Genomic DNA, 20,101 nt, shown 5'->3' on the forward strand with positions numbered 1-20,101 from the left:
CGAGAGCTCTACCGACGCCTCGAAACCCCACCCCAACCACTTGACGCGGCATAGGAGCGTCCGGCCGCCCGCTCCCGCCGTAGCCTGCCGGAATGCTCGTCCCCGACCTCCCGCTGCGCACCGACCGCCTCGACCTGCGGTTGTTCACCGCCGACGACTTCGCCGCCCTGCACGGCTACCAGTCCCGCGCCGACGTCACCCGCTACCTCTACTTCGGGCCGAACGACGAGGCCGCCAGCCGGGAGGCGCTGGCCCGCAAGCGCTCCCGGGTGGCGCTGCGCGCGGAGGGCGACGTGCTGAACCTGGCGCTGGTGCTGCGGCAGACCGGCGCGGTGATCGGTGACGTGCTGCTGATCTGGACCAGCGTCGCGCACCGGCAGGGCGAGATCGGGTACGTCCTTCACCCCGACCACGCCGGCCACGGGTACGCCACCGAGGCGGCCCGGGAGATGCTGCGGCTGGGCTTCGACGAGCTGGGCCTGCACCGGATCGTCGGCCGGCTGGACGCCCGCAACACCGCCTCGGCCCGGGTGCTGGAGCGGCTCGGCATGCGCCGGGAGGCGCACCTGCGGGAGAACGAGCTGGTCAAGGGGGAGTGGACCGACGAGGCGGTGTACGCCCTGCTGGCCCGCGAGTGGCGGGCCGGCGGGCGCTGAAACGGCCCGGCCCGGCGCCCCCGTGTGCGCCGGGCCGGATGTTGCTGCTCAGGCGTGGTGGCGGCGGGCCTTCAGCACGCTGTCGACGACGTCCCAGAGCGTGATCACGGCGATCACCACCACCGACACCGTGGCGACGGTCTCCAGGTGTTCGCCCTCGCGCAGCCAGCCGAACCGGGCGACCAGGTCCGGGTTGAGCAGCCGGTCGGTGAGCAGCAGCATCACCACCGGCACGGCGAAGGCCAGGTCGAGCGCGGCGTTGACCGCCACCAGCGGCCAGGTCCACCGCCGGGCGCGGTACTTCGCGATCTCCACCGCCAGGCTCGCGACCAGCACCGCCGCGAGGACCGGCAGCCAGGAGCGCCACAGCGCCGGGTCGAGCAGGGCGATCCGCCCGCCGTCGGTGCCCGTCACCCAGGACTGGAGGTGCTGCCAGGGCAGGAAGGCCAGGGTGAGCAGCAGCATCGCCACCGCCGCGCAGGTGTCGGTGAGGCGTACGTCCCGCTCGACCGGGCCGTCGGGCAGCTGGTCGACGGTCCAGTCGGGCAGGTTCAGCGAGGTGTCGGTCCGTTCCAGCACGGCGAAGCACAGGGTGACCCAGAAGGCGATCTGCACCGCCGTCTGGAGGGCGGCGGTGACGCCGGCGCCGATCGCCGGACCGGGTTCGCCCTCGACCGTCGCCTTGATCACGCCCACCACCACGCCGACGGTGGCGGGGACGACGGCGAGCAGCCCCTTCAGGAACCGCTGCCAGACCAGATAGTAGGTGGGACCGATGAGTTGGAGCCGGCGGTCGGCGTAGCGGGCGGCGAGCCGTTCCGGGTGGCCCATCTCGGTCAGCACCTCCCGTTCGGCCGCGGCGGCGTCCTCACCGGAGGCGGTCCGGCCGTCGATCATGTCCTCGATGGAGGCGCGCAGCTCGGTGGCGATCTCCGCCCGGCGTGGCGCGGGCACGGCCCGCAGGGTGGCGGCGACGTAGCGGTCGGTCAGGGAGGTCATCGGTCCACTCCTTCGATCAGCCCGGCGACGGAGGTCTGCACGGCGGCGAGGTCGTCGAGGAGTCGGCGCAGCACGGCCTCGCCCTCCTCGCTGGTGCGGTAGAACTTGCGCGGGCGGCTCTCCTCGGTGTTCCACTCGCTGGTCAGCAGGCCCTGCTCCTCCAGTCGGCGCAGCAGGGGGTAGAGCGTGTTGGCGTCGACCGGAAAGCCGTGCGCGGCCAGCCGTTGCAGCAGCGCGTAGCCGTAGTCGGGGTGACGCAGGGCGACCAGGCTCGCCACCACCACCGTGCCGCGGCGCAACTCCTGGAGATGGGTCCGCAGGATCTCCTCGCTAACCATGCGTCACACCATAGTGTGTGCCACACAGTGTTGTCTGACCAGATAACGTCGTGTCGGAGGAGAAGGATGTGTCGCTCCGGTCGACGAGGGGCGCCGGCGGGATGCCGGCGCCCCTCGATGCGGGCGGATTCAGCAGGACCGGCCCTGCCGGAAGCCGCGCTCGACGAAGTCCGCGCGCCCGGCCTCGAACCAGCCGACGCCGGGGCGGATCGGGTGTCCGGTGAACAGCTCCACCCGGCTGCCGAACCGGACCAGGTACGCCGTGGCGTCGCCGGCGTCGTTGCTGATCAGCTCGCCGCGCCGGCCGTAGATCTCCTCCAGCTCGGCGAAGGACATGCCGACGCTCGCTCCGGCCGGCGAGCGGGGCGGTGCGGTGGCGGTGCCGACCGAGACCAGCCGCCCGTCCCGGAAGGCGAGCATGATCTTCCCGGCCCAGTCGCCGGTGACGCCCGCGTGGACCACGCCGGCGCAGCCGGCGGCCGTCCAGTCGATCAGGCCGGCGGCCGAGAGTCGGGTCAGGCGCGCGCCGATCCGGAACGGGCCGGCGCCCCGGACGCTGAGCAGATCGACCGAACCGGCGACCTGGACGATCGTGGCCTGCGCCGGGCGACGCCGGTCGGCGCGGCCGGTCGCCCCGAGGGCCGTGGCGATCGAGGCCCCGGCGGCGGCGCCGGGGCGGGTTGGAGCGTCGGCGGCGGCGCCGGGGCGCACGGCGGTCGGAGCGTCGGCGGCGGGCCGCGCGGCGGCCGGGCCGGCCAGCGCGGGTACGACGGCGCAGAGGGCCAGCGCGCCGGTGAGGACGGTGGACGACAGACGGTTCATGACGGAACTCCTTCGTGGTGGTGCTGTCCTGTCGTCTTGTTCGTCTCCGCGCCGGCCAGATCGGTTCGTCGGGTTTCCGACCGGACCGCCCTGGGCCGGACGGACCCCCGTCCCGGCGGTCCGCGCCACCTGTGCGCACCGGTTACCGTCGCAGCGGGGACTGCCGACGAGGGTGGGGCGATGAGCACTCCGGCGTGGATCGGCTCCTACCGGATCGAGCGACTGCTCGGCGCGGGCTCGTTCGCGACCGTCTGGCTGGGCCACGACCCCGTCCTGGACTCCCGGGTGGCGATCAAGGTGCTGGCCGAGAACTGGAGTCACGACCTGCGGGTGCGGGAACGGTTCCTGGACGAGGCGCGGCTGCTGCGGCGGCTCGACCACCCCCGGCTGGTCCGGGTGCACGGCGTCGGCGAGCTGCCCGACGGCCGCCCGTACGCGGTGCTGGCCTGGGCCGACGGCGGCAGCTTGCGGGACCGGCTGGCCACGGGGCCGCTGCCGGCGGCGGAGGCGCTGATCCTGCTCGGCGAGATCGCGGCCGGGGTCGCGGTCCTGCACCGGCACCGGGTGGTGCACCGCGACCTGACCCCGGGCAACATCCTCTTCGCCTCCGGTCCGACCGGCGAGCGGGTGCTCATCGCCGACCTGGGACTGGCCAAGGCCCTGGCCGCCGCGTCCGGGCTGACCGCCCGGGCCGGGACGCCCGGCTACATGGCCCCCGAGCAGGACGACCCACTGGCCGTGGTGGACACCCGCAGCGACGTTTTCGGGCTGGGCCGGCTCGGGCTGCGGCTGCTCGGCGACCCCGATGGCGGTCCCGGCCCGACACCCCGGTGGCGCCACGGCGTCCCGGCCGCCGTGCCGTCGGTGCTGCGCCGGGCCACCGCGGTCCGTCCCGCCGACCGCTACCCGGACGCCGACGCCTTCCGGGCGGCCCTGCGCCGCGCCATGTCCCCGGCCGCCACCGACGTGGACGACGGGCACCCGGCCCGCCCGGGGCCGCGGCCGGCCCGCCGGTTCGGCCTGGCCGGCGTGGGCGCCCTGACGCTCGTCGCGCTGGGCGCCCTGGCCGGTGACGGCGGCCTGCCCCACGCCGACGGCACCCGGGGAACCAGCGGACCGCTCAGCGTCGCGCTGCCGGCGGGGTGGCGGGCCACCGGCGCCGGCTGGGCCGGACAGTACGGCGACGACGGCAGGCTCGAACCGGCGCTGATCGTCGCGGCCGACCCGGACCGCTGGGCCGCCGACCCGGACGTGCCGGGCGCCTTCGTCGGCCTCTCCGCCGGCGCAGCCCGGCGTACCACGCCCGAGGGCTTCGTCGCCGAGCGCCCGCACGCGGACTGCGTGGCCGCGCCGGTGCGGCGTACCCGGCAGGCCGGCGTCGACTGGGTGGTGGCCCGGTACGCCTGCCCGGCCGGCCGGCCGGTGCTCGTCGAGGCGGCCGGGCTCGCCGCCGGCCGGGACGCCCTGCTCTACGTGCAGGTCACGCCGCCCGCCGGCGGCGGGACGGACTTCGTGGACGCGCTGCTGGCCGGGGTGCGGGTCCGCGCCACCGGCGACTAGACCACCACCACCGCGACGGTGTGGGACTCGCCGCCCTGGGGGATGGTCACCCGGATTGTGCCGGCGCGCAGGAACCGGATGTCGACCACCCCGGCCTCGTAGCTGCGGGAGACCAGCTCCTCCCGGTCCACGGTCACCTCGCCCGGGCCGATGCCCTGGATGCGCAGCACCCCACCGGCGGCCAGACAGAGCGACTTCAGCAGGGCCACCTCGGTCTCGGCGAGGACCAGGTCGTAGCGGACCGGGCCGAGGCAGGCGCTCGACCGCGGGCTCGGCGACGGTGAGCGCGTACCCCTGCCGCGGGTCGGCGCGGGTGCGACCGGGGCGGGCGGTCGCGGCGTGGCGGCGAGGGTGGCCGGGCCGGGCGGTGTGGACGGGGCCGGCGCGGCGGGGGTCGACGGGGTGGCCGCCGGGGTCGGCGGTCGCACCGGCAGCGGCGCGACCGGGGTCTGCCCGCAGGCCGCCACCGCCGCGAGCACGCCCAGCGTGGCCACCGGAACCACCCACCGGCGGGCCGACGCGAGCAGGGCGTGCCCGGTCTCAGTCACCGGACATCCGCTGCCGGACCTGCCGGCGGGCCAGGTGGACGCGGGACTTCGCGGTCCCCTCCGGCACGTCGAGCAGGGCGGCGATCTCGCGGTAGTTCAGCCCGAGCACGTCGCGCAGCGTCACCGCCTCGGCGAGTTCGGGGCGCACCGCGTCCAGCGCGTCGAGCAGGTCCAGCCGGGTGCCGGCGACCACGCTGGTGCGCCGCGGGTCGGGGGGATCGGGCAGTGGCACGCCGCCGGACTCGACCAGCCAGCGCCGGCGCAGCGCCCGGTACGTCGAGCGGGCCCGGTTGGCGGTGAGCCGGTAGAGCCAGGTGTGGAACGACGACCGGCCCTCGAACCGGCCGATGCCCCGGGCGAGCGCGAACAGGGCGTCCTGGCACGCCTCCTCGGCGTCCTCCCGGTACGGCAGCAGGCGGGCGCAGAGCCGCAGCACCTCGGGACGCACGGCGGCCAGCAGCGCGTCGACCGCGCCCGGTTCGCCGCGCGCGGCCGCCCTGGCCAGGTCGTCGATGTCGTCCGCGAGAAGCATCACACCGTCCCCGGTCCGCCGGTGCGCCGTGCCGTCCAGGCTACGGCGGCACCGGCCTTCCCGGGATCCCCGAGTCGGGCAGGCGACCCGGCCACGACCTCCTCGGACGGGCACCCGGGAGATCCACACCACCCGGCGGCGGACTGTCCGCGCGGTGCGCTGGAGACGCCCGTGGGCCCGGGGATAGGGTGGGCCGACCGACTTCCGACCACCCATGAGACCGACCCGGGGGGGCGCCACGCATGGGCGATTCGTTCGCGCATCTGCACGTACACACCGAGTACTCGATGCTCGACGGGGCGGCCCGGCTCAAGGACCTCTTCGCCGAGGCGAACCGGCTCGGGATGCCGGCGGTGGCGATCACCGACCACGGCAACATGCACGGCGCGAACGACTTCTACAAGCAGGCGATGGCCGCCGGCATCACCCCGATCCTCGGCGTCGAGGCGTACGTCGCGCCGGAGTCGCGCTTCCACAAGGCGCGGGTCAAGTGGGGCCGGCCGGAGCAGAAGAGCGACGACGTCTCGGGTAACGGCGCCATCACCCACAAGACCATGTGGGCGAAGAACGCCACCGGCCTGAAGAACCTCTTCACCCTCAACTCGCGCGCCTCCATGGAGGGCCACTACGTCAAGTGGCCCCGGATGGACATGGAGCTGATCGCCGAGCACGCCGAGGGCATCATGGCCACCACCGGCTGCCCCTCCGGCGCGGTGCAGACCCGGCTGCGGCTGGGCCAGTTCGACGAGGCGCTCAAGGTCGCCGCCAGCTACCAGGACATCTTCGGCAAGGAGAACTACTTCCTGGAGATCATGGACCACGGCCTCTCGATCGAGCGCCGGGTCCGCGACGGGCTCACCGAGATCGCCCGCAAGCTGGACATCCCGCCGGTGGTCACCAACGACTCGCACTACACCCACGAGGCCCAGGCCACCGCGCACGACGTGCTGCTCTGCGTGCAGACCGGCAGCAACATCGACGACCCGAACCGGTTCCGGTTCGAGGGCGGCGGCTACTTCATCAAGTCCGCCGAGCAGATGCGCGCGGTCGACTCCTCGGAGCTGTGGCAGCAGGGCTGCCGCAACACCCTGCTGGTCGCCGAGAAGGTCGACCCGACCGGCATGTTCGAGTTCCACAACCTGATGCCGCGCTTCCCGGTGCCCGAGGGGGAGACCGAGGAGTCCTGGTTCCGCAAGGAGACCTTCGCCGGCCTGGCCCGCCGCTACCCCAACGGGATCCCGGAGGGGCACGTCGCGCAGGCCGAGTACGAGCTGGGCGTCATCAACCAGATGGGCTTCCCCTCGTACTTCCTCGTGGTCGCCGACTTCATCCAGTGGGCCAAGAGCCAGGGCATCGCGGTGGGCCCGGGCCGTGGCTCGGCCGCCGGCTCGCTGGTCGCGTACGCCCTGGGCATCACCGACCTGGACCCGATCCCGCACGGCCTGATCTTCGAGCGGTTCCTCAATCCCGAGCGCGTCTCGATGCCCGATGTCGACATCGACTTCGACGAGCGCCGGCGCGGTGAGGTGATCAAGTACGTCACCGACAAGTGGGGCGAGGACAAGGTCGCCCAGATCGCGACCTTCGGCACGATCAAGGCGAAGGCCGCGATCAAGGACTCGGCCCGGGTGCTCGGCTTCCCCTACGCGGTCGGCGACCGGATCACCAAGGCGATGCCGCCGGCGGTGATGGGCAAGGACATCCCGCTCTCCGGCATCTTCGACCCGAAGCACCCCCGCTACGCCGAGGCCGGCGAGATCCGTGGCCTCTACGAGTCCGACCCGGACGTCCGGAAGGTCATCGACACCGCGAAGGGCATCGAGGGGCTGATCCGGCAGACCGGCGTGCACGCCGCCGGCGTCATCATGTCCGCCGAGCCGATCATCGACCACATCCCGCTGATGCGCCGGGACGCCGACGGGGCGATCATCACCCAGTTCGACTACCCGACCTGCGAGTCGCTCGGGCTGTTGAAGATGGACTTCCTCGGCCTGCGCAACCTGACGATCATCGACGACGCGGTCAAGAACATCCAGCTCAACCACGGCCGGGAACTCGACCTGCTGGCCCTGCCGCTGGACGACAAGGCCGCCTACGAGCTGCTGGCCCGGGGTGACACCCTCGGCGTGTTCCAGCTCGACGGCGGGCCGATGCGCTCCCTGCTGCGGCTGATGAAGCCGGACAACTTCGAGGACATCTCCGCCGTGCTGGCGCTGTACCGGCCCGGCCCGATGGGCGTCGACTCGCACACCAACTACGCGCTGCGCAAGAACGGCCTCCAGGAGATCACCCCGATCCACCCGGAGCTGGAGGAGCCGCTGCGGGAGATCCTGGCGCCCACCCACGGCCTGATCGTCTACCAGGAGCAGGTGCAGCGCGCCGCGCAGATCCTCGCCGGTTACACCCTGGGCCAGGCCGACCTGCTGCGCCGGGCGATGGGCAAGAAGAAGAAGGAGATCCTCGACAAGGAGTTCATCCCGTTCCGGGACGGCTGCCGCGAGCGCGGCTACTCCGACGAGGCGATCCAGGCGGTGTGGGACGTGCTGGTCCCGTTCGCCGGCTACGCCTTCAACAAGGCGCACTCCGCCGCGTACGGGCTGGTGTCGTACTGGACGGCGTACCTCAAGGCGCACTACCCGGCCGAGTACATGGCGGCGCTGCTCACCTCGGTCGGTGACGACAAGGACAAGATGGCGCTCTACCTGTCGGAGTGCCGCCGGATGCGGATCCAGGTCCTGCCGCCGGACGTGAACACCTCGGCCGGGCCGTTCACCCCGGTCGGGAAGGACATCCGCTTCGGCCTCGCCGCCGTCCGCAACGTCGGCGCGAACGTGGTGGCCGCGATCATGCGGTGCCGGGAGGAGAAGGGCGAGTACGCCGACTTCTACGACTTCCTGGCCAAGGTGGACGCGGTGGCCTGCAACAAGAAGACCATCGAATCCCTGATCAAGGCCGGTGCCTTCGATTCGCTCGGGCACACCCGCAAGGGCCTGCTCGCCGTGCACGCCGACGCCATCGACGCGTACGCCGACGTCAAGCGCAAGGAGGCGGTCGGCCAGTACGACCTCTTCGGCGCCGGCTTCGGCGACGCCGACACCGGCGCCAGCACCACGGTCATGCCGACCATCGGCGACAGCGAGTGGGACAAGCGGGACAAGCTCGCCTTCGAGCGGGAGATGCTCGGCCTCTACGTCTCCGACCACCCGCTCTTCGGCCTGGAGCACGTCCTCGGCGCGGCGGCGGACTGCACCATCGCTTCCCTCTCCGAGGAGGGCACCGTCCCGGACGGCGCGGTGGTCACCCTGGCCGGCATCCTCTCCGGCGTGCAGCGCCGGGTCACCAAGCAGGGCCGGGCCTGGGCCTCGGCCACCCTGGAGGACCTGGCCGGCGGTGTGGAGACGCTGTTCTTCCCGAACACCTACGAGGTGATCGGGCAGTACATCGCCGAGGACGCCATCGTGGTGGTCAAGGGCCGGGTCGACCGTCGCGACGACACGCCGCGGATCATGGCGATGGACATGTCCATGCCGGACGTCAGCAGCAACCCGGCCAACAAGCCGGTCACCCTCACCATCCCGGTGCACCGCTGCACGCCGCCGCTGGTGGAACGGCTCAAGGAGACCCTGGTGCTGCACCCCGGCGACACCGAGGTGCACGTCAAGCTGCTCAACGGCGGCAAGACCACCACGCTGCGGCTGGGCCCGTTCCGGGTGGCGGCGACCACCGCGCTGATGGGCGACCTGAAGAGCGTGCTCGGCCCGGCCAACGTGAGCTGATCGGGGCGGGTGCCGGTCAGGTCGGCCGGTACTCGACCTCGGGGCGCCCGGGCGTGCCGTAGCGGGGGCTGCGGACCGCCCGGTCGATGGTCACCAGGTACTCCAGATAGCGGCGGGCGGTCACCCGGGAGATGCCGGTGCGCTGGCTCACCTCGGTCGCGGACAGCCCGGCCTCGGCGTCGGCGGGCGTGGCTCGCGGCCGGTCGGCCAGGGCGGAGAGCACCCGGTGCAGGGTGTGCACGTCCAGCCCCTTGGGCAGGGTGTGCGGGGCGGCGCCGCGCAGGGTGGCGAACATCTGGTCCACCTCGTGCTGGGCGGCCACCTCGCCGTCGGCGAGCGCCTGCCGGCGGTAGTCGGCGTAGCGCTCCAGCTTGTCGCGGAAGGCGGCGAAGGTGAACGGCTTGAGCAGGTAGTGAGTCACCCCGAGGGAGACCGCGGTACGGACCACCGCCAGGTCCCGGGCTGAGGTCACCGCGAGCACGTCGACGCCGCTGCCCGCCGCTCGCAACGCCCGGCAGACGTCCAGGCCGTGCACGTCGGGCAGGCGGAAATCCAACAGCACCAGGTCGACGTCCGCGCCGCCGCGCCGGCGCAGCGCGGCCATCGCCTCCCGGCCGGTGTGCGCCACCCCGGCCACCACGAAACCCGGCACCCGCTCGGTGTACGCGGTGTGCGCCTCGGCCAGCAGCGGCTCGTCCTCGACCACCAGCACCCGGATGTCGGTCATCGGGCCTCGCCGCCCCCGACCGGCAGCCGCACGGTGAACAGGCTCCCGCCGTCGCCCGAACGCCCCACCTCGGAGCGCCCTCCGTGCCGGCGGACCACCTGCCCGACCAGCGCCAGGCCGAGGCCGCGGCCGGCGCTCTTGGTGGACCAGCCGCGTCGGAACGCGTCGCTCACCCGCTCCGGGTCCAGCCCCGGGCCGTTGTCACCGACCCGGACCACCAGCTCGCCGTCGACCGCGCCGACGAAGACCTGGACCCGCCGCGGCGGCGTGTTGCCGGCGACCGCCTCCAGCGCGTTGTCCACCAGGTTGCCCACCACGGTGAGCAGGTCGGCGCTGGGCAGGGGGCTGCCGTCGAGCCGGCACTCCGGGTCGATCACCAGGTCCACGCCGCGCTCGCCGGCCTGGGCCGACTTGCCGAGCAGCAGGGCGGCCAGCGCCGGCTCGGTCACCGCGCCGACCACCCGGTCGGTGAGCTGCTGCGCCGCGGCCAGGTCCCGGGTGGCCAGCCGCACCGCCTCGTCGGTACGGCCCAGCTCCACGAGAGTCAGCACGGTGTGCAGCCGGTTGGCCGACTCGTGGGTCTGTGCCTGCAACGCCTCGGTCAACGCGCGTACCGAGTCGAGTTCGTTGGCGAGCGTGCGCAGCTCGGTCTGGTCGCGCAGGGTGAGCACCGTGCCGAGCGCGATGCCCTCGAAGTGGGCGGTCCGCTGGTTGGCGACCAGCACCCGGTCGCCGGCCAGGACGGGCTCGTCGCGGGCGTCCCGGCCCGACGTCAGCAGCTCGGCCACCGCGGGCGGCAGGTCGATCCCGACCACCGGCCGGTCGGTCAGCGGCGTTTCGGCGTCCAGCCCGAGCAGCCGGCGGCCCTCGTCGTTGACCAGCGCCACCCGGCGGTCGGTGGTCAGCACCAGCAAGCCCTCCCGCACCGAGTGCAGGACCGCGTCGTAGTACTCGTACATCCGGGTCATCTGGGCCGGCCCGAGGCCGTGCGTCTGCCGACGCAGCCGACGGCTGAGCAGCCAGGAGCCGGTGGCGGCGAGGGCGAGCGCCGGTGCGGCGACGCCGAGCAGCACCGGCCACTGGCCGAGCAGCTTGCGGTCGATCGCCTCGGTGGTGATGCCGACCGAGACCAGGCCGACGATCCGCTCGTCGTCGTACACCGGCACCACCGCGCGCACCGACTCGCCGAGCGTGCCCACGTTGGTGGTGGTGAACGGCCGGCCGGCCAGAGCCGGCGCGATGTCGCCGACGAACGGCTGGCCGATCCGCTCCGGGTGCGGGTGCGAGTAACGGGTGCGGTCGGGGGCCATCACCACCACGAAATCGGTGCCGGTCGCCACCCGGGTGGACTCCGCGTACGGCTGCAGGGCGGCGCTGGGGTCGGCGCTGCGCAGCGCCGCGCGGACGTCGGGGGAGCGGGCGACGGTCTGCGCCACCGCGAGCACCTCCTCCTGCGCCGCCTGCCGCGAGTCGCTGCGGGCCAGCCAGACGGCTCCGGCGGCGCCGGCCAGGACGAGCAGGGTCACCACCACGGCCTGGAGGGCGAACAGTTGCCCCGCGATGCTCCACTGCCGCCGGGCCACGTGTTCCCTCCTCGTGCGCGCCGTCGTCACCGGCACGGGTCGCCCGTGCTCCGACGGGATGAACAGAATGACCGCAAGGCTGCCTCGTGGTGAGACGCGCTTCACATTGTCGACATGGACACCACCACATCCACCACCACGCCGTCACCTCCGGTCCGTCGGGACCGTACCCGCTACCTCTACCTGGCCGTCATCGTGGCCGTGCTGGCCGGCGTCGTGGTCGGCCTCGCCGCCCCCGAGGTCGGCAAGGAGCTCAAGCCGCTCGGCACCGGCTTCGTCAACCTGATCAAGATGATGATCAGCCCGGTCATCTTCTGCACCATCGTGCTCGGCGTCGGGTCGGTCCGGCAGGCGGCGAAGGTCGGCAGGGTCGGCGGCCTCGCCCTCGGCTACTTCCTGGTCATGTCGACCGTCGCGCTCGCCATCGGCCTGGTGGTCGGCAACCTCATCCACCCCGGCTCCGGGCTCGACCTCGGGCAGGACCTCGCCGGCTCGGGCAGGGCCGCCGCCGGCGACGAGGCCGGGGGGACCGTCGACTTCCTGCTCGGAGTCATCCCGACCACGCTCTTCTCCGCGCTGACCGAGGGGGAGGTGCTCCAGACGCTGCTCGTGGCGCTGCTGGTCGGCTTCGCCGTGCAGAGCCTGGGCCGGCGCGGCGAGCCGGTGCTGAACGCCGTGGGCCTGCTCCAGCGGGTGGTCTTCAAGGTGCTCGCCATGATCATGTGGCTGGCCCCGATCGGCGCGTTCGGCGCCATCGCCGCCGTGGTCGGCGCCACGGGGATGGACGCGCTGAAGAGCCTCGCGCAGATCATGCTCGGCTTCTACGCGACCTGTCTGATCTTCGTGCTGGTGGTGCTCGGTGCGCTGCTGTGGTTCGTGGCCCGGATCTCGATCTTCTCGCTGCTGCGCTACCTGGGCCGGGAGTTCCTGCTGATCCTGTCGACCTCGTCCTCGGAGTCGGCGCTGCCGCGGCTGATCGCGAAGATGGAGCACGTCGGGGTGAGCAAGCCGGTGGTCGGCATCACGGTGCCGACCGGGTACTCGTTCAACCTCGACGGCACGGCGATCTACCTGACCATGGCATCGCTGTTCATCGCCGACGCGCTGGGCAAGCCGCTGTCGATCGGCGAGCAGGTGTCGCTGCTGCTGTTCATGGTCATCGCGTCGAAGGGGGCTGCCGGGGTGACGGGCGCCGGGCTGGCCACGCTCGCCGGTGGGCTCCAGTCGCACCGTCCGGACCTGGTCGACGGGGTCGGTCTGATCGTGGGGATCGACCGGTTCATGTCCGAGGCGCGGGCGCTGACCAACTTCGCCGGCAACGCGGTCGCGACCGTGCTGGTCGGGACGTGGACGGGGGAGTTCGACCGGGACCGGGCCGAGCGGGTGCTGCGCGGCGACGACCCGTTCGACGAGTCGACCATGCTCGATGAGGACGCCGACGAGGGTGAGCCCGCGAGCCGGCGGCCGGCCGACGAGCCGGCTGCCGCGGTCGGCGTACCGGCCTGACACCGCCGTCGCGGACCCACCAGGGGCCGCGCCGGCGCCACCTCCACCGGTCGCGATGCGGCCGGTGGAGGTGGCGTCGTGGCTTCGCGCCGGTGCGAGACCCGTCAGGACCGAGCGGACCCCTCAGTCCCAGCTGTCGATCTTGAGGTCGTGGGGATGCGGAGCGCCCTTGCCGGTCTCGATCAGCGACTTCAGGCTCAGCAGGTAGACCGCCCACTTGGTGCTGCAGTGGTGCATGAAATCCACCGGCTCCTTCCAGCCCCGGTGGCTGAAGAGCACGACGGCGTAGTCGTCGACCTGGGCGAGGCGCCAGTCCACCTGCGTGCCGATCCACTCGTCCGGTCCGTCGACCACCTCCCACAGCACGCGCCTGCCCGGGTCGAGCTCGAGGACCTTCATGTCGAATCCGCCGGCCGCGAACCGGAACTGGAGCACGCCGTCGACGCCGTCGCCGACGGCCCGGGTGTCGGTCGTCCACCAGCCGGCAAGTCCCTCGACGGTGGTCAGGGCCGGGTAGACCTCGGCCGTGGACGACGTGATTCCGACTTTGTGCAGGATGTCTACCATCTTCGATCTTCTTTCCGGTGTCGGTTCTCGGATGAATCTCATGACGTCACTGCTGGGTGCCGCGCTGGTCCGTGGTGCGCTGGACAGCCTCGGCGATCCGCTTGATGCGCCGGAGCCGGGCGTCCCACGCCGCTCCGACCGAGGACAGTTGCGCGACGGCCCGGGCGAGCTGCACCTCGTCCACCCGGTACCTTCGCTCGCGCCCGGCGGGAGTGGAGCGCACCAGGCCCACCCGATCGAGCACGCCGAGATGTTTCGCGATCGCCTGCCGGGTCATGGGCAGCCGTTCACTGAGGCTGGTGGCCGTGCCGTCCCCATCGGCCAGGAGCAGGTCGAGCATCCGCCGACGGGTCGGATCCCCCACCGCGGACCACAGGTCGTCGTCGACGGCGGCGGTCACCGGGTCGACACCAGCCGGGCCAGGTACTCCCCGAGCCGGGGGACGAAGGTGTCCCAGCCGGCGACGTGGTCGCGGTACACCTCCTCCAGCTTCGCGGCCTCCCAACCCATCTCCCGGAACCCGGTCTCGGTGAGCCGGATCCTGGTGCCCGTGCCCGACGGGGTGAGTTCGAAGGTGACCAGCAGCGAGGCGGCCGGGTCGTCGATCTGGCCCTCGGCGTGGCACCAGCGGAACGAGAAGAGTCGAGGCGGCTCGGCGTTCACCACGACCATCGGGACGACCTGTGCCCGGTCGCCCCAGACCAGTTCACCGACCGCGCCGGGGGTCGCCTCGAAGTCGGCGTCGTCGGTCCACCACTGCGACATGTGCTCGGGGCTGCTGACGACCTCGAAGACCACCTCCGGCGAGGCGTCGACGTGGATCTCTCGTTCGATGCTGCCGTACTCCATGTTCCGCCACTCCTTGATATGCAACCCTTGGTTGCACATCACGCTAGCCGACCACTCGTCGTTGCGCAACCACTGGTTGCATGTTGGTGGAGGGGGTGCAGGTGGTGGAGCGGGTGGAGTGAGCGGGGCGCGGTTGTCCAGCGCGGGCGGCGTCGCCGAGGCGATGAGTGCGGTTCCCGAACGTGGCTGTCAACAACTGGCAGCCGCGTACGCGCGAAACTCCTCGCGGGTCATGGTCTGTGGTTCTCCGGACGGGTCCGGTATCGCCCGTACCTGTCCCTCGGCGAGGGAACGCAGGTCGCCGAGTGTGAACTGAACCATGGCGTCCCGCCGCTCTGTCCCGTCGGTGTCCGCCCAGACCAGATACCGCTGATCCTCGGCGAAAGCGGTCAGGAGGTTGGCTCCCGGCTCGACATTCTTGAAGCGCACCTCCCCGCCCGGCTCCGTGAGCCGCAGTTTCCAACCCGGCGGAGTCTCCAGGAGTCGAATCTGTGTGATGGGGTCACCGCCCTTGGTGTCGGCAACACTCCACCCGAGCGGAAGGCCGGTGGCTGGCGCGGATCCGGTCCAGGTCTCAACGATCGACACCCCAACGACGTCGGACCGGCCACAAGGGTCGAAGAGAGCCGCTGGGTGGCCATCGTCGAGGAAGACGGCGGTGATCGCGATCTGGATGGGCGAGCATCCGGACGTGAGTAGGCAGCACAGCAGAATCAGGACGCACGCGAGCGCCCGGCCCGTTGGAGCCGATGCCCGTCGGTCACCCCGCGCCAATGTCGTGTGCATCCCCGGCCCCATGAATCCAGCCTGGTTGTCGTAGGTAGATCGAAGGCTCCGAGGGTGTAACGATCCGAGCACGCCGCCAGAGTCTTCCTCCGGATGGCTACGGTCGTGGGTGCCGACGTTTCCCGACCACTCGAGGAGATCCCATGCCCCCCTCTCCGTCCCGGCTCTTCGCGGAGATCGCGACCGCCGAGCGGCCGGCTCAGACGGCAGTGGTCATGCGTCGTGCCGTGGTGCTGGGCGGCAGCATCGCCGGACTGATGGCGGCTCGGGTGTTGAGTGACCACGCCGACGAGGTGCTGATCATCGAACGCGATCCGTCCGATGTGGATGACGGGCCCCGGCCGGGCGTGCCGCAGGGCAGCCAGGTGCACGCGTTGCTGCCCGCCGGTCAGATCCAGTTGGAACGGTGGTTCCCCGGCATCGTCGACGAGGCGCACGCGCTCGGTGCCCCGCCGCCGCCGAGCGACGAGGGCGCGGCGAAGATCTTCGTGAACGGTGTGCTGGGGCTGCCGCCGGCACCGTCCGGCACCGGTCCGACGCTGATCACCACGCGACCGTTCCTCGAGGCGCTGGTCCGGCGGCGGACCCTCGCCGTGGAGAACATCCGGATGGTGTACGGCCGTGCGGACGGCCTGGTCCTCGCCGACCGGCGAGTCACCGGCGCCCGGTACGTGCCCGAGGGCGGTGGTGAGCCGGTGGTCGAACCGGCGGACCTGGTGGTCGACGCGATGGGACGGTCCAGCCGGCTGAGCGACTGGCTGGCCGGCAACGGGTGGCCCCGCCCGCCGATGCAGCGGATGCCGATCAAACTGAACTACGCGACCGCCCTCTTCAAGCAGGACGAGAAGGTCAGCGACGCCTGGGTGGTGGTCTACCACACCATGGCCGGCAAGGGTCGTACCGCTCGGATCGGTGGGATCAACTCGGTCGAGGGGGACCGCTGGATCATGTTGGTGGCCGGCTACGACGAGGACCGGCCCAGCCGCGACGTCGCCGACTTCACCGCCCGCTGCCGGGAGCACTATCCGCGAATGTTCGGTGACATCGCCGAACACGGCGAGATGCTCGGCGGCGTGGTCACGTACCACCAGGCCGACAGCCGACGCCGGGACTTCCACAAGCTCGACCGGATGCCCGCCGGACTGGTCGCCGCCGGGGACGCGATCGCCTCCTTCAACCCGGTGTACGGCCAGGGCATGACCTCCGCGATGCTGCACGCCTCCTGCCTGTCGGCGTACCTCCGGTCGGGCCCGAACCCGCACCAGGAGCCGGCGCGGGCCTACTTCGAGCGGGTCCGGGTGATCGTCGATGCCGCCTGGCAGACCTCCACCACCGCCGACATCGAGCTGCCGCACGTCGACGGGCCGTACCCGCCGGGGTACCGGGTCACCAAGTGGTTCGGTGACCTGCTCTTCCGGACCTCGCTGACCGATCCGGTGCTCAGCGCCCGGCTGGGCCGGGTCACCACCATGCTCGACCATCCGGCGACGCTGAGCCGGCCCGGCACCCTGCTCCGGGCGCTCCGGCTCGGCCTGTTCCGGCGCCGTGCCGCCACCGGATCGACCAACGAGCTGCGGCGGTCGTAGCAGTCGCCGGACCGGTCGGTGCGTGCCGATGTGCCGCAGGCCGCCGGTCGCGGATTGGCCGTGCCCGTTCGACGCCACCGGGCCTAGCGTCGGTGCCGTGGACATCGAGCAGGCGCAGCAGTTGTGGAAGCCGGAGCCCGGCTGGTTGAACACCGCCTCCTACGGGCTCCCGCCCGAGCCGGCCTGGACGGCGTTGCAGGAGGCGCTGGCCGCCTGGCGGACCGGGAGCAGTTCCTGGGAGGGCTGGGGGCAGTCGGTGGACCGGGCCCGGGCCGCGTTCGCCGGCCTGGTCGGCGTACCGGCCGGGGACGTGGCGGTCGGCGCGGCCGTGTCCCAGCTCCTCGCACCGGTCGCGGCGGCCCTCCCGCCGGGCGCGACCGTGGTGGTCCCCGAGGTCGAGTTCACCTCGAACCTGTTTCCCTGGCTGGTGCAGCAGGAGCGCGGCGTCACGGTCCGCACCGTGCCGCTGGCCGGGCTGGTCGACGCGATCGACGCCGGCACCGATCTGGTCGCGTTCAGCCTGGTGCAGTCCGCCGACGGCGCCGTGGCGGCGTACGACGAGATCGTGGCCGCGGCCCGGGCGCACGGTGCGCTGGTCGCGGTGGACGCGACCCAGGCGTGCGGTTGGCTGCCGTTCGACGGGAGCCGGGCCGACGTGGTGGCGGTGGCCGGCTACAAGTGGCTGATGGGCCCGCGCGGCTGCGTGTACGCCTACCTGGCGCCCGAGTTGCGCGAGCGGCTGCGTCCGGACGCCGCGGGCTGGTACGCGGGCGCCGACCCGCACGCCTCCTACTACGGCCCGCCGCTGCGGCTGGCCGACGACGCCCGCCGGTTCGACATCTCGCCCGCCTGGTTCAGCTGGGTCGGCGCGGCGCCGGCACTGGAGGTGGTCACCGAGATCGGCGTGCCGGCGATCCGGGCGCACGACGTGGCGCTGGCCAACCGGTTCCTGGCCGGGCTGGGCCGGCCGCCGGGGGAGAGCGCCATCGTCGCCGTCGACGTGCCCGACGCCGAGCGGCGGCTGGAGCGGGCCGGAATCCGGGCGGCGGTGCGCGCCGGGCGGGTCCGCGCCTCGTTCCACGTGTACTCCACCGAGGCCGATGTGGACGCCGCCCTGACGGCGCTGACCGACTGAGCCCGCTCAGGTCACGTGACGGGCGGGCGTGCGGACGGGCGGCTGTCGTCGCCGCCCACCCGAGCAGTCCGGCTCACCGGACCGCCAACCTCGACCCGAGCCGCCCGGCTCCTCGACCCTCGTCCCGGTTCGACCTGGCCGATCAGGCACCGGGCCAGGCGGAAGAAGTGAGGAGCCAGGCGCGGACTCAGGCCAGGTGACCGCCGATCTTCGTGTACCCGCGCAGCAGGTCCCGCGAGATGATCAGGCGCTGCATCTCGTCGGTGCCCTCGAAGATCCGGTAGAGCCGCACCTGCCGGTACCAGCGCTCGACCGGCAGTTCCCGGGTGTAGCCCATGCCGCCGTGGATCTGGAGCACCCGGTCCACCACCCGGTTGACCATGCCGGCGCCGTAGAGCTTGCCCATCGAGGAGGCGTGCCGGGGGTCCAGGCCCTGGTCGACCGTCCAGGCGGAGCGCAGCACCAGCCAGCGGGCCGCCTCCAACTCGGTCTCCGAGTCGGCGATCATCCACTGGATGGCCTGGTTGGTGCCGATCTTCGCGCCGAAGGTCTCCCGAGTGTTGGCGTAGTCGATGGCCATCTGCAACGCCCGCTCGGCGATGCCGATGGCGTGCGACGGGATGGTGTAGCGGCCCTTGCCGATCCACTCCATGCCCAGCGTGAAGCCCTGGCCGATCTCGCCGAGGATGTTGCGGTGCGGCACCCGTACGCCGTCGAAGATCAGCGACGCCGGCCCGCCCTCGCCCATGGTCTGGATGAACTCCGAGCGCCAGCCCATCGCCCGGTCCACCAGGAACGCGGTCGCCCCGCCGTTGCGCGCGCCCTTCTCCCGGTCGGTCACCGCGACCACGATGGCGAAGTCGGCGTCGTTGCCGTTGGTGATGAAGGTCTTCTCGCCGTCGAGGATCCAGTCGTCGCCGTCGCGGCGGGCCGCCAGCCGGATGTTCGCCGCGTCCGACCCGGCGCCCGGCTCGGTGATGGCGAAGCAGGAGATCCGCTCGCCCTCGATGGTGGGCAGCAGGAACTCGCGCTTCTGCTCCTCGGTGGCGTGGAAGAGGATGTTGTCGGCCTCCCCGCCGAAGCGGAACGGCACGAAGGTGCGCCCCAGCTCCGTCCAGATCAGCGACTGCATGACGGCGGGCAGGTCCATCCCGCCGTACTCCTCGGGGGTGGCCAGCCCCCAGAAGCCGAACTTCTTCGCCTTCTGCTGCAGCTCGCGCAACTCGTCGCGGGTCACGCCGGGCTGGTGCGCGCGCTCGCGGCGCAGTACCTCCTGCTCCAGCGGCATCACCTCGCGGGTGATGAACGACCGGACGGTGTCCCGGACCGCCCGCTCCTCGTCGGTCAGTGAGAAGTCCATGCTGATCCCTTCCGCCGTCGTGGCTGCGTCCCGCTTAAACTAGCGGTGTAAGTTTTCTGTCGTCCAGACCCCCGAGGAGTCGACGTGCCCCGACCCCCGCAGCCGGTGCTCACCCGGGACCGGATCGTCGCCGCGGCCCTGGCCCTGATCGACGCCGACGGGCTGGCCGCCTTCTCCACCCGGCGGCTCGCCGCCGCGCTCGGCGTGCGGGGTCCCTCGCTCTACAACCACTTCGCCAACCGGGAGGCCATCCTCGACGCGGTCGCCGAAAGCGTCACCGTCGCCGTGGACATCGGCTTCTTCGGCCGTCACGACTGGCGCGAGGCGCTGCGCCGCTGGGCCTGGTCGTACCGGGCGGCGCTGACCGCGCACCCGAACGTCGTGCCCTACCTGGCCCAGGGCCCCGGGCGGCGGCCGGCCGCGCTGGCCATGGCCGACGCCGTCTACGGGGCACTGGTCAAGGCCGGCTGGCCGCCGGCCCGGGCCACCCACGTCGGCGCGGCGATGCGGTACTTCGTCGCCGGGTCGGCGCTCGGCTCGTTCGCTCGCGGCTTCGTCGAGGACCCCGAGCTGTACGCCGCGCACTACCCGCACCTGGGCCAGGCGCACCGGCTCGCCGAGCACCAGCGCAGCGTGGACGAGGGCGCCTTCGCCCTCGGCCTGGACGCGCTGCTGCACGGCCTCGCCGCCGAACACCGGCGCCTACTCGCGGTGGAACCACCCGGGGCGAACGGGTAGCGTCAAAACTCCCAGCGCTAGTTTCCTCACCCT

At 72.4% G+C, this 20,101-nt stretch carries 19 protein-coding genes; 7 read left to right on the top strand and 12 right to left on the bottom strand.

Going from position 1 to position 20,101, the window contains the following annotated elements:
• The first annotated feature begins 92 nt into the window (after positions 1–92).
• Positions 93–656: a GNAT family N-acetyltransferase gene (locus tag V6U89_RS29230; RefSeq protein WP_334576313.1), complete on the top strand. Its 564-nt coding sequence runs from the start codon at positions 93–95 to the stop codon at positions 654–656.
• Between the two features lie 48 nt (positions 657–704).
• Here the strand turns inward: V6U89_RS29230 and V6U89_RS29235 are convergent, their stop codons facing one another.
• The 3 genes from V6U89_RS29235 to V6U89_RS29245 all read right to left on the bottom strand — a co-directional run bounded on the left by V6U89_RS29235 (position 705) and on the right by V6U89_RS29245 (position 2,815).
• Positions 705–1,655, bottom strand: a complete 951-nt coding sequence (locus V6U89_RS29235) for a permease prefix domain 1-containing protein (RefSeq protein WP_334576317.1) — start codon at positions 1,653–1,655, stop codon at positions 705–707.
• Complete coding sequence (locus tag V6U89_RS29240; RefSeq protein WP_210779409.1) at positions 1,652–1,993, bottom strand: PadR family transcriptional regulator; 342 nt, start codon at positions 1,991–1,993, stop codon at positions 1,652–1,654. The genes V6U89_RS29235 and V6U89_RS29240 overlap by 4 nt, the downstream gene beginning before the upstream one ends.
• Before the next feature lie 129 nt (positions 1,994–2,122).
• The gene (locus V6U89_RS29245) at positions 2,123–2,815 is read right to left on the bottom strand and encodes a hypothetical protein (RefSeq protein ID WP_334576320.1); all 693 of its coding nucleotides are present in this window, start codon (positions 2,813–2,815) and stop codon (positions 2,123–2,125) included.
• A gap of 180 nt (positions 2,816–2,995) precedes the next feature.
• Between V6U89_RS29245 and V6U89_RS29250 the strand changes: the two genes are divergently transcribed.
• Positions 2,996–4,375, top strand: coding sequence for a serine/threonine-protein kinase (locus V6U89_RS29250; RefSeq protein ID WP_334576322.1), 1,380 nt, complete (start codon positions 2,996–2,998; stop codon positions 4,373–4,375).
• Here the strand turns inward: V6U89_RS29250 and V6U89_RS29255 are convergent.
• Entirely contained in the window at positions 4,372–4,923 is a 552-nt protein-coding gene (locus V6U89_RS29255; protein ID WP_334576324.1) for a hypothetical protein, read from the bottom strand. The genes V6U89_RS29250 and V6U89_RS29255 overlap by 4 nt on opposite strands.
• Positions 4,916–5,455 (bottom strand): RNA polymerase sigma factor, encoded by a 540-nt coding sequence (locus tag V6U89_RS29260; RefSeq protein WP_334576326.1) that lies wholly within the window; start codon positions 5,453–5,455, stop codon positions 4,916–4,918. Before V6U89_RS29260 ends, V6U89_RS29255 begins: the two co-directional genes overlap by 8 nt.
• Before the next feature lie 242 nt (positions 5,456–5,697).
• Between V6U89_RS29260 and dnaE the strand changes: the two genes are divergently transcribed.
• Positions 5,698–9,231, top strand: coding sequence for a DNA polymerase III subunit alpha (gene dnaE, locus V6U89_RS29265; protein WP_334576328.1), 3,534 nt, complete (start codon positions 5,698–5,700; stop codon positions 9,229–9,231).
• Positions 9,232–9,247: 16 nt separating this feature from the next.
• On the opposite strand, the gene V6U89_RS29270 is transcribed toward dnaE, so the two are convergent.
• A complete protein-coding gene (locus tag V6U89_RS29270; RefSeq protein ID WP_334576330.1) occupies positions 9,248–9,958 on the bottom strand; it encodes a response regulator in 711 nt (236 codons plus the stop codon).
• Positions 9,955–11,541, bottom strand: a complete 1,587-nt coding sequence (locus V6U89_RS29275; RefSeq protein WP_334576331.1) for a sensor histidine kinase — start codon at positions 11,539–11,541, stop codon at positions 9,955–9,957. Before V6U89_RS29275 ends, V6U89_RS29270 begins: the two co-directional genes overlap by 4 nt.
• 114 nt (positions 11,542–11,655) lie before the next feature.
• Between V6U89_RS29275 and V6U89_RS29280 the strand changes: the two genes are divergently transcribed.
• Positions 11,656–13,047, top strand: a complete 1,392-nt coding sequence (locus V6U89_RS29280; RefSeq protein ID WP_334576334.1) for a cation:dicarboxylate symporter family transporter — start codon at positions 11,656–11,658, stop codon at positions 13,045–13,047.
• A gap of 123 nt (positions 13,048–13,170) precedes the next feature.
• Here V6U89_RS29280 and V6U89_RS29285 read toward each other — a convergent pair whose 3' ends face one another.
• The 4 genes from V6U89_RS29285 to V6U89_RS29300 all read right to left on the bottom strand — a co-directional run bounded on the left by V6U89_RS29285 (position 13,171) and on the right by V6U89_RS29300 (position 15,051).
• On the bottom strand, positions 13,171–13,614 hold the full coding sequence (locus V6U89_RS29285) for an SRPBCC family protein (RefSeq protein WP_334576338.1): 444 nt from the start codon (positions 13,612–13,614) through the stop codon (positions 13,171–13,173).
• A 46-nt stretch (positions 13,615–13,660) separates the two neighbouring features.
• Positions 13,661–14,014, bottom strand: coding sequence for an ArsR/SmtB family transcription factor (locus V6U89_RS29290; RefSeq protein WP_334576343.1), 354 nt, complete (start codon positions 14,012–14,014; stop codon positions 13,661–13,663).
• Entirely contained in the window at positions 14,011–14,463 is a 453-nt protein-coding gene (locus V6U89_RS29295; RefSeq protein WP_334576349.1) for an SRPBCC family protein, read from the bottom strand. The genes V6U89_RS29290 and V6U89_RS29295 overlap by 4 nt, the downstream gene beginning before the upstream one ends.
• Positions 14,464–14,652: 189 nt before the next feature.
• Complete coding sequence (locus V6U89_RS29300) at positions 14,653–15,051, bottom strand: hypothetical protein (protein WP_334576353.1); 399 nt, start codon at positions 15,049–15,051, stop codon at positions 14,653–14,655.
• Between the two features lie 341 nt (positions 15,052–15,392).
• On the opposite strand from V6U89_RS29300, the gene V6U89_RS29305 reads away from it, so the two are divergent.
• Positions 15,393–16,835: an FAD-dependent oxidoreductase gene (locus V6U89_RS29305; RefSeq protein WP_334576357.1), complete on the top strand. Its 1,443-nt coding sequence runs from the start codon at positions 15,393–15,395 to the stop codon at positions 16,833–16,835.
• A 97-nt stretch (positions 16,836–16,932) separates the two neighbouring features.
• Positions 16,933–17,970, top strand: coding sequence for an aminotransferase class V-fold PLP-dependent enzyme (locus tag V6U89_RS29310; RefSeq protein WP_334576362.1), 1,038 nt, complete (start codon positions 16,933–16,935; stop codon positions 17,968–17,970).
• Positions 17,971–18,157: 187 nt separating this feature from the next.
• Here the strand turns inward: V6U89_RS29310 and V6U89_RS29315 are convergent, their stop codons facing one another.
• Positions 18,158–19,330: an acyl-CoA dehydrogenase family protein gene (locus V6U89_RS29315; protein ID WP_334576366.1), complete on the bottom strand. Its 1,173-nt coding sequence runs from the start codon at positions 19,328–19,330 to the stop codon at positions 18,158–18,160.
• A gap of 84 nt (positions 19,331–19,414) precedes the next feature.
• On the opposite strand from V6U89_RS29315, the gene V6U89_RS29320 reads away from it, so the two are divergent.
• A complete protein-coding gene (locus tag V6U89_RS29320) occupies positions 19,415–20,068 on the top strand; it encodes a TetR/AcrR family transcriptional regulator (RefSeq protein WP_334576371.1) in 654 nt (217 codons plus the stop codon).
• The last annotated feature ends 33 nt before the right edge of the window (positions 20,069–20,101 follow it).

The sequence above is a fragment of the Micromonospora sp. CPCC 206171 genome (assembly GCF_036906755.1).
Lineage (GTDB): Bacteria > Actinomycetota > Actinomycetes > Mycobacteriales > Micromonosporaceae > Micromonospora > Micromonospora purpureochromogenes.

Coding starts and splice junctions, on each gene's coding strand:
- V6U89_RS29315 (WP_334576366.1), bottom strand. CDS start 19,330: ATGGACTTCTCACTGACCGACGAGGAGCGGGCGGTCCGGGACACCGTC.
- V6U89_RS29240 (WP_210779409.1), bottom strand. CDS start 1,993: ATGGTTAGCGAGGAGATCCTGCGGACCCATCTCCAGGAGTTGCGCCGC.
- V6U89_RS29250 (WP_334576322.1), top strand. CDS start 2,996: ATGAGCACTCCGGCGTGGATCGGCTCCTACCGGATCGAGCGACTGCTC.
- V6U89_RS29305 (WP_334576357.1), top strand. CDS start 15,393: ATGCCCCCCTCTCCGTCCCGGCTCTTCGCGGAGATCGCGACCGCCGAG.
- V6U89_RS29285 (WP_334576338.1), bottom strand. CDS start 13,614: ATGGTAGACATCCTGCACAAAGTCGGAATCACGTCGTCCACGGCCGAG.
- V6U89_RS29245 (WP_334576320.1), bottom strand. CDS start 2,815: ATGAACCGTCTGTCGTCCACCGTCCTCACCGGCGCGCTGGCCCTCTGC.
- V6U89_RS29295 (WP_334576349.1), bottom strand. CDS start 14,463: ATGGAGTACGGCAGCATCGAACGAGAGATCCACGTCGACGCCTCGCCG.
- V6U89_RS29235 (WP_334576317.1), bottom strand. CDS start 1,655: ATGACCTCCCTGACCGACCGCTACGTCGCCGCCACCCTGCGGGCCGTG.
- V6U89_RS29260 (WP_334576326.1), bottom strand. CDS start 5,455: ATGCTTCTCGCGGACGACATCGACGACCTGGCCAGGGCGGCCGCGCGC.
- V6U89_RS29230 (WP_334576313.1), top strand. CDS start 93: ATGCTCGTCCCCGACCTCCCGCTGCGCACCGACCGCCTCGACCTGCGG.
- V6U89_RS29270 (WP_334576330.1), bottom strand. CDS start 9,958: ATGACCGACATCCGGGTGCTGGTGGTCGAGGACGAGCCGCTGCTGGCC.
- dnaE (WP_334576328.1), top strand. CDS start 5,698: ATGGGCGATTCGTTCGCGCATCTGCACGTACACACCGAGTACTCGATG.
- V6U89_RS29280 (WP_334576334.1), top strand. CDS start 11,656: ATGGACACCACCACATCCACCACCACGCCGTCACCTCCGGTCCGTCGG.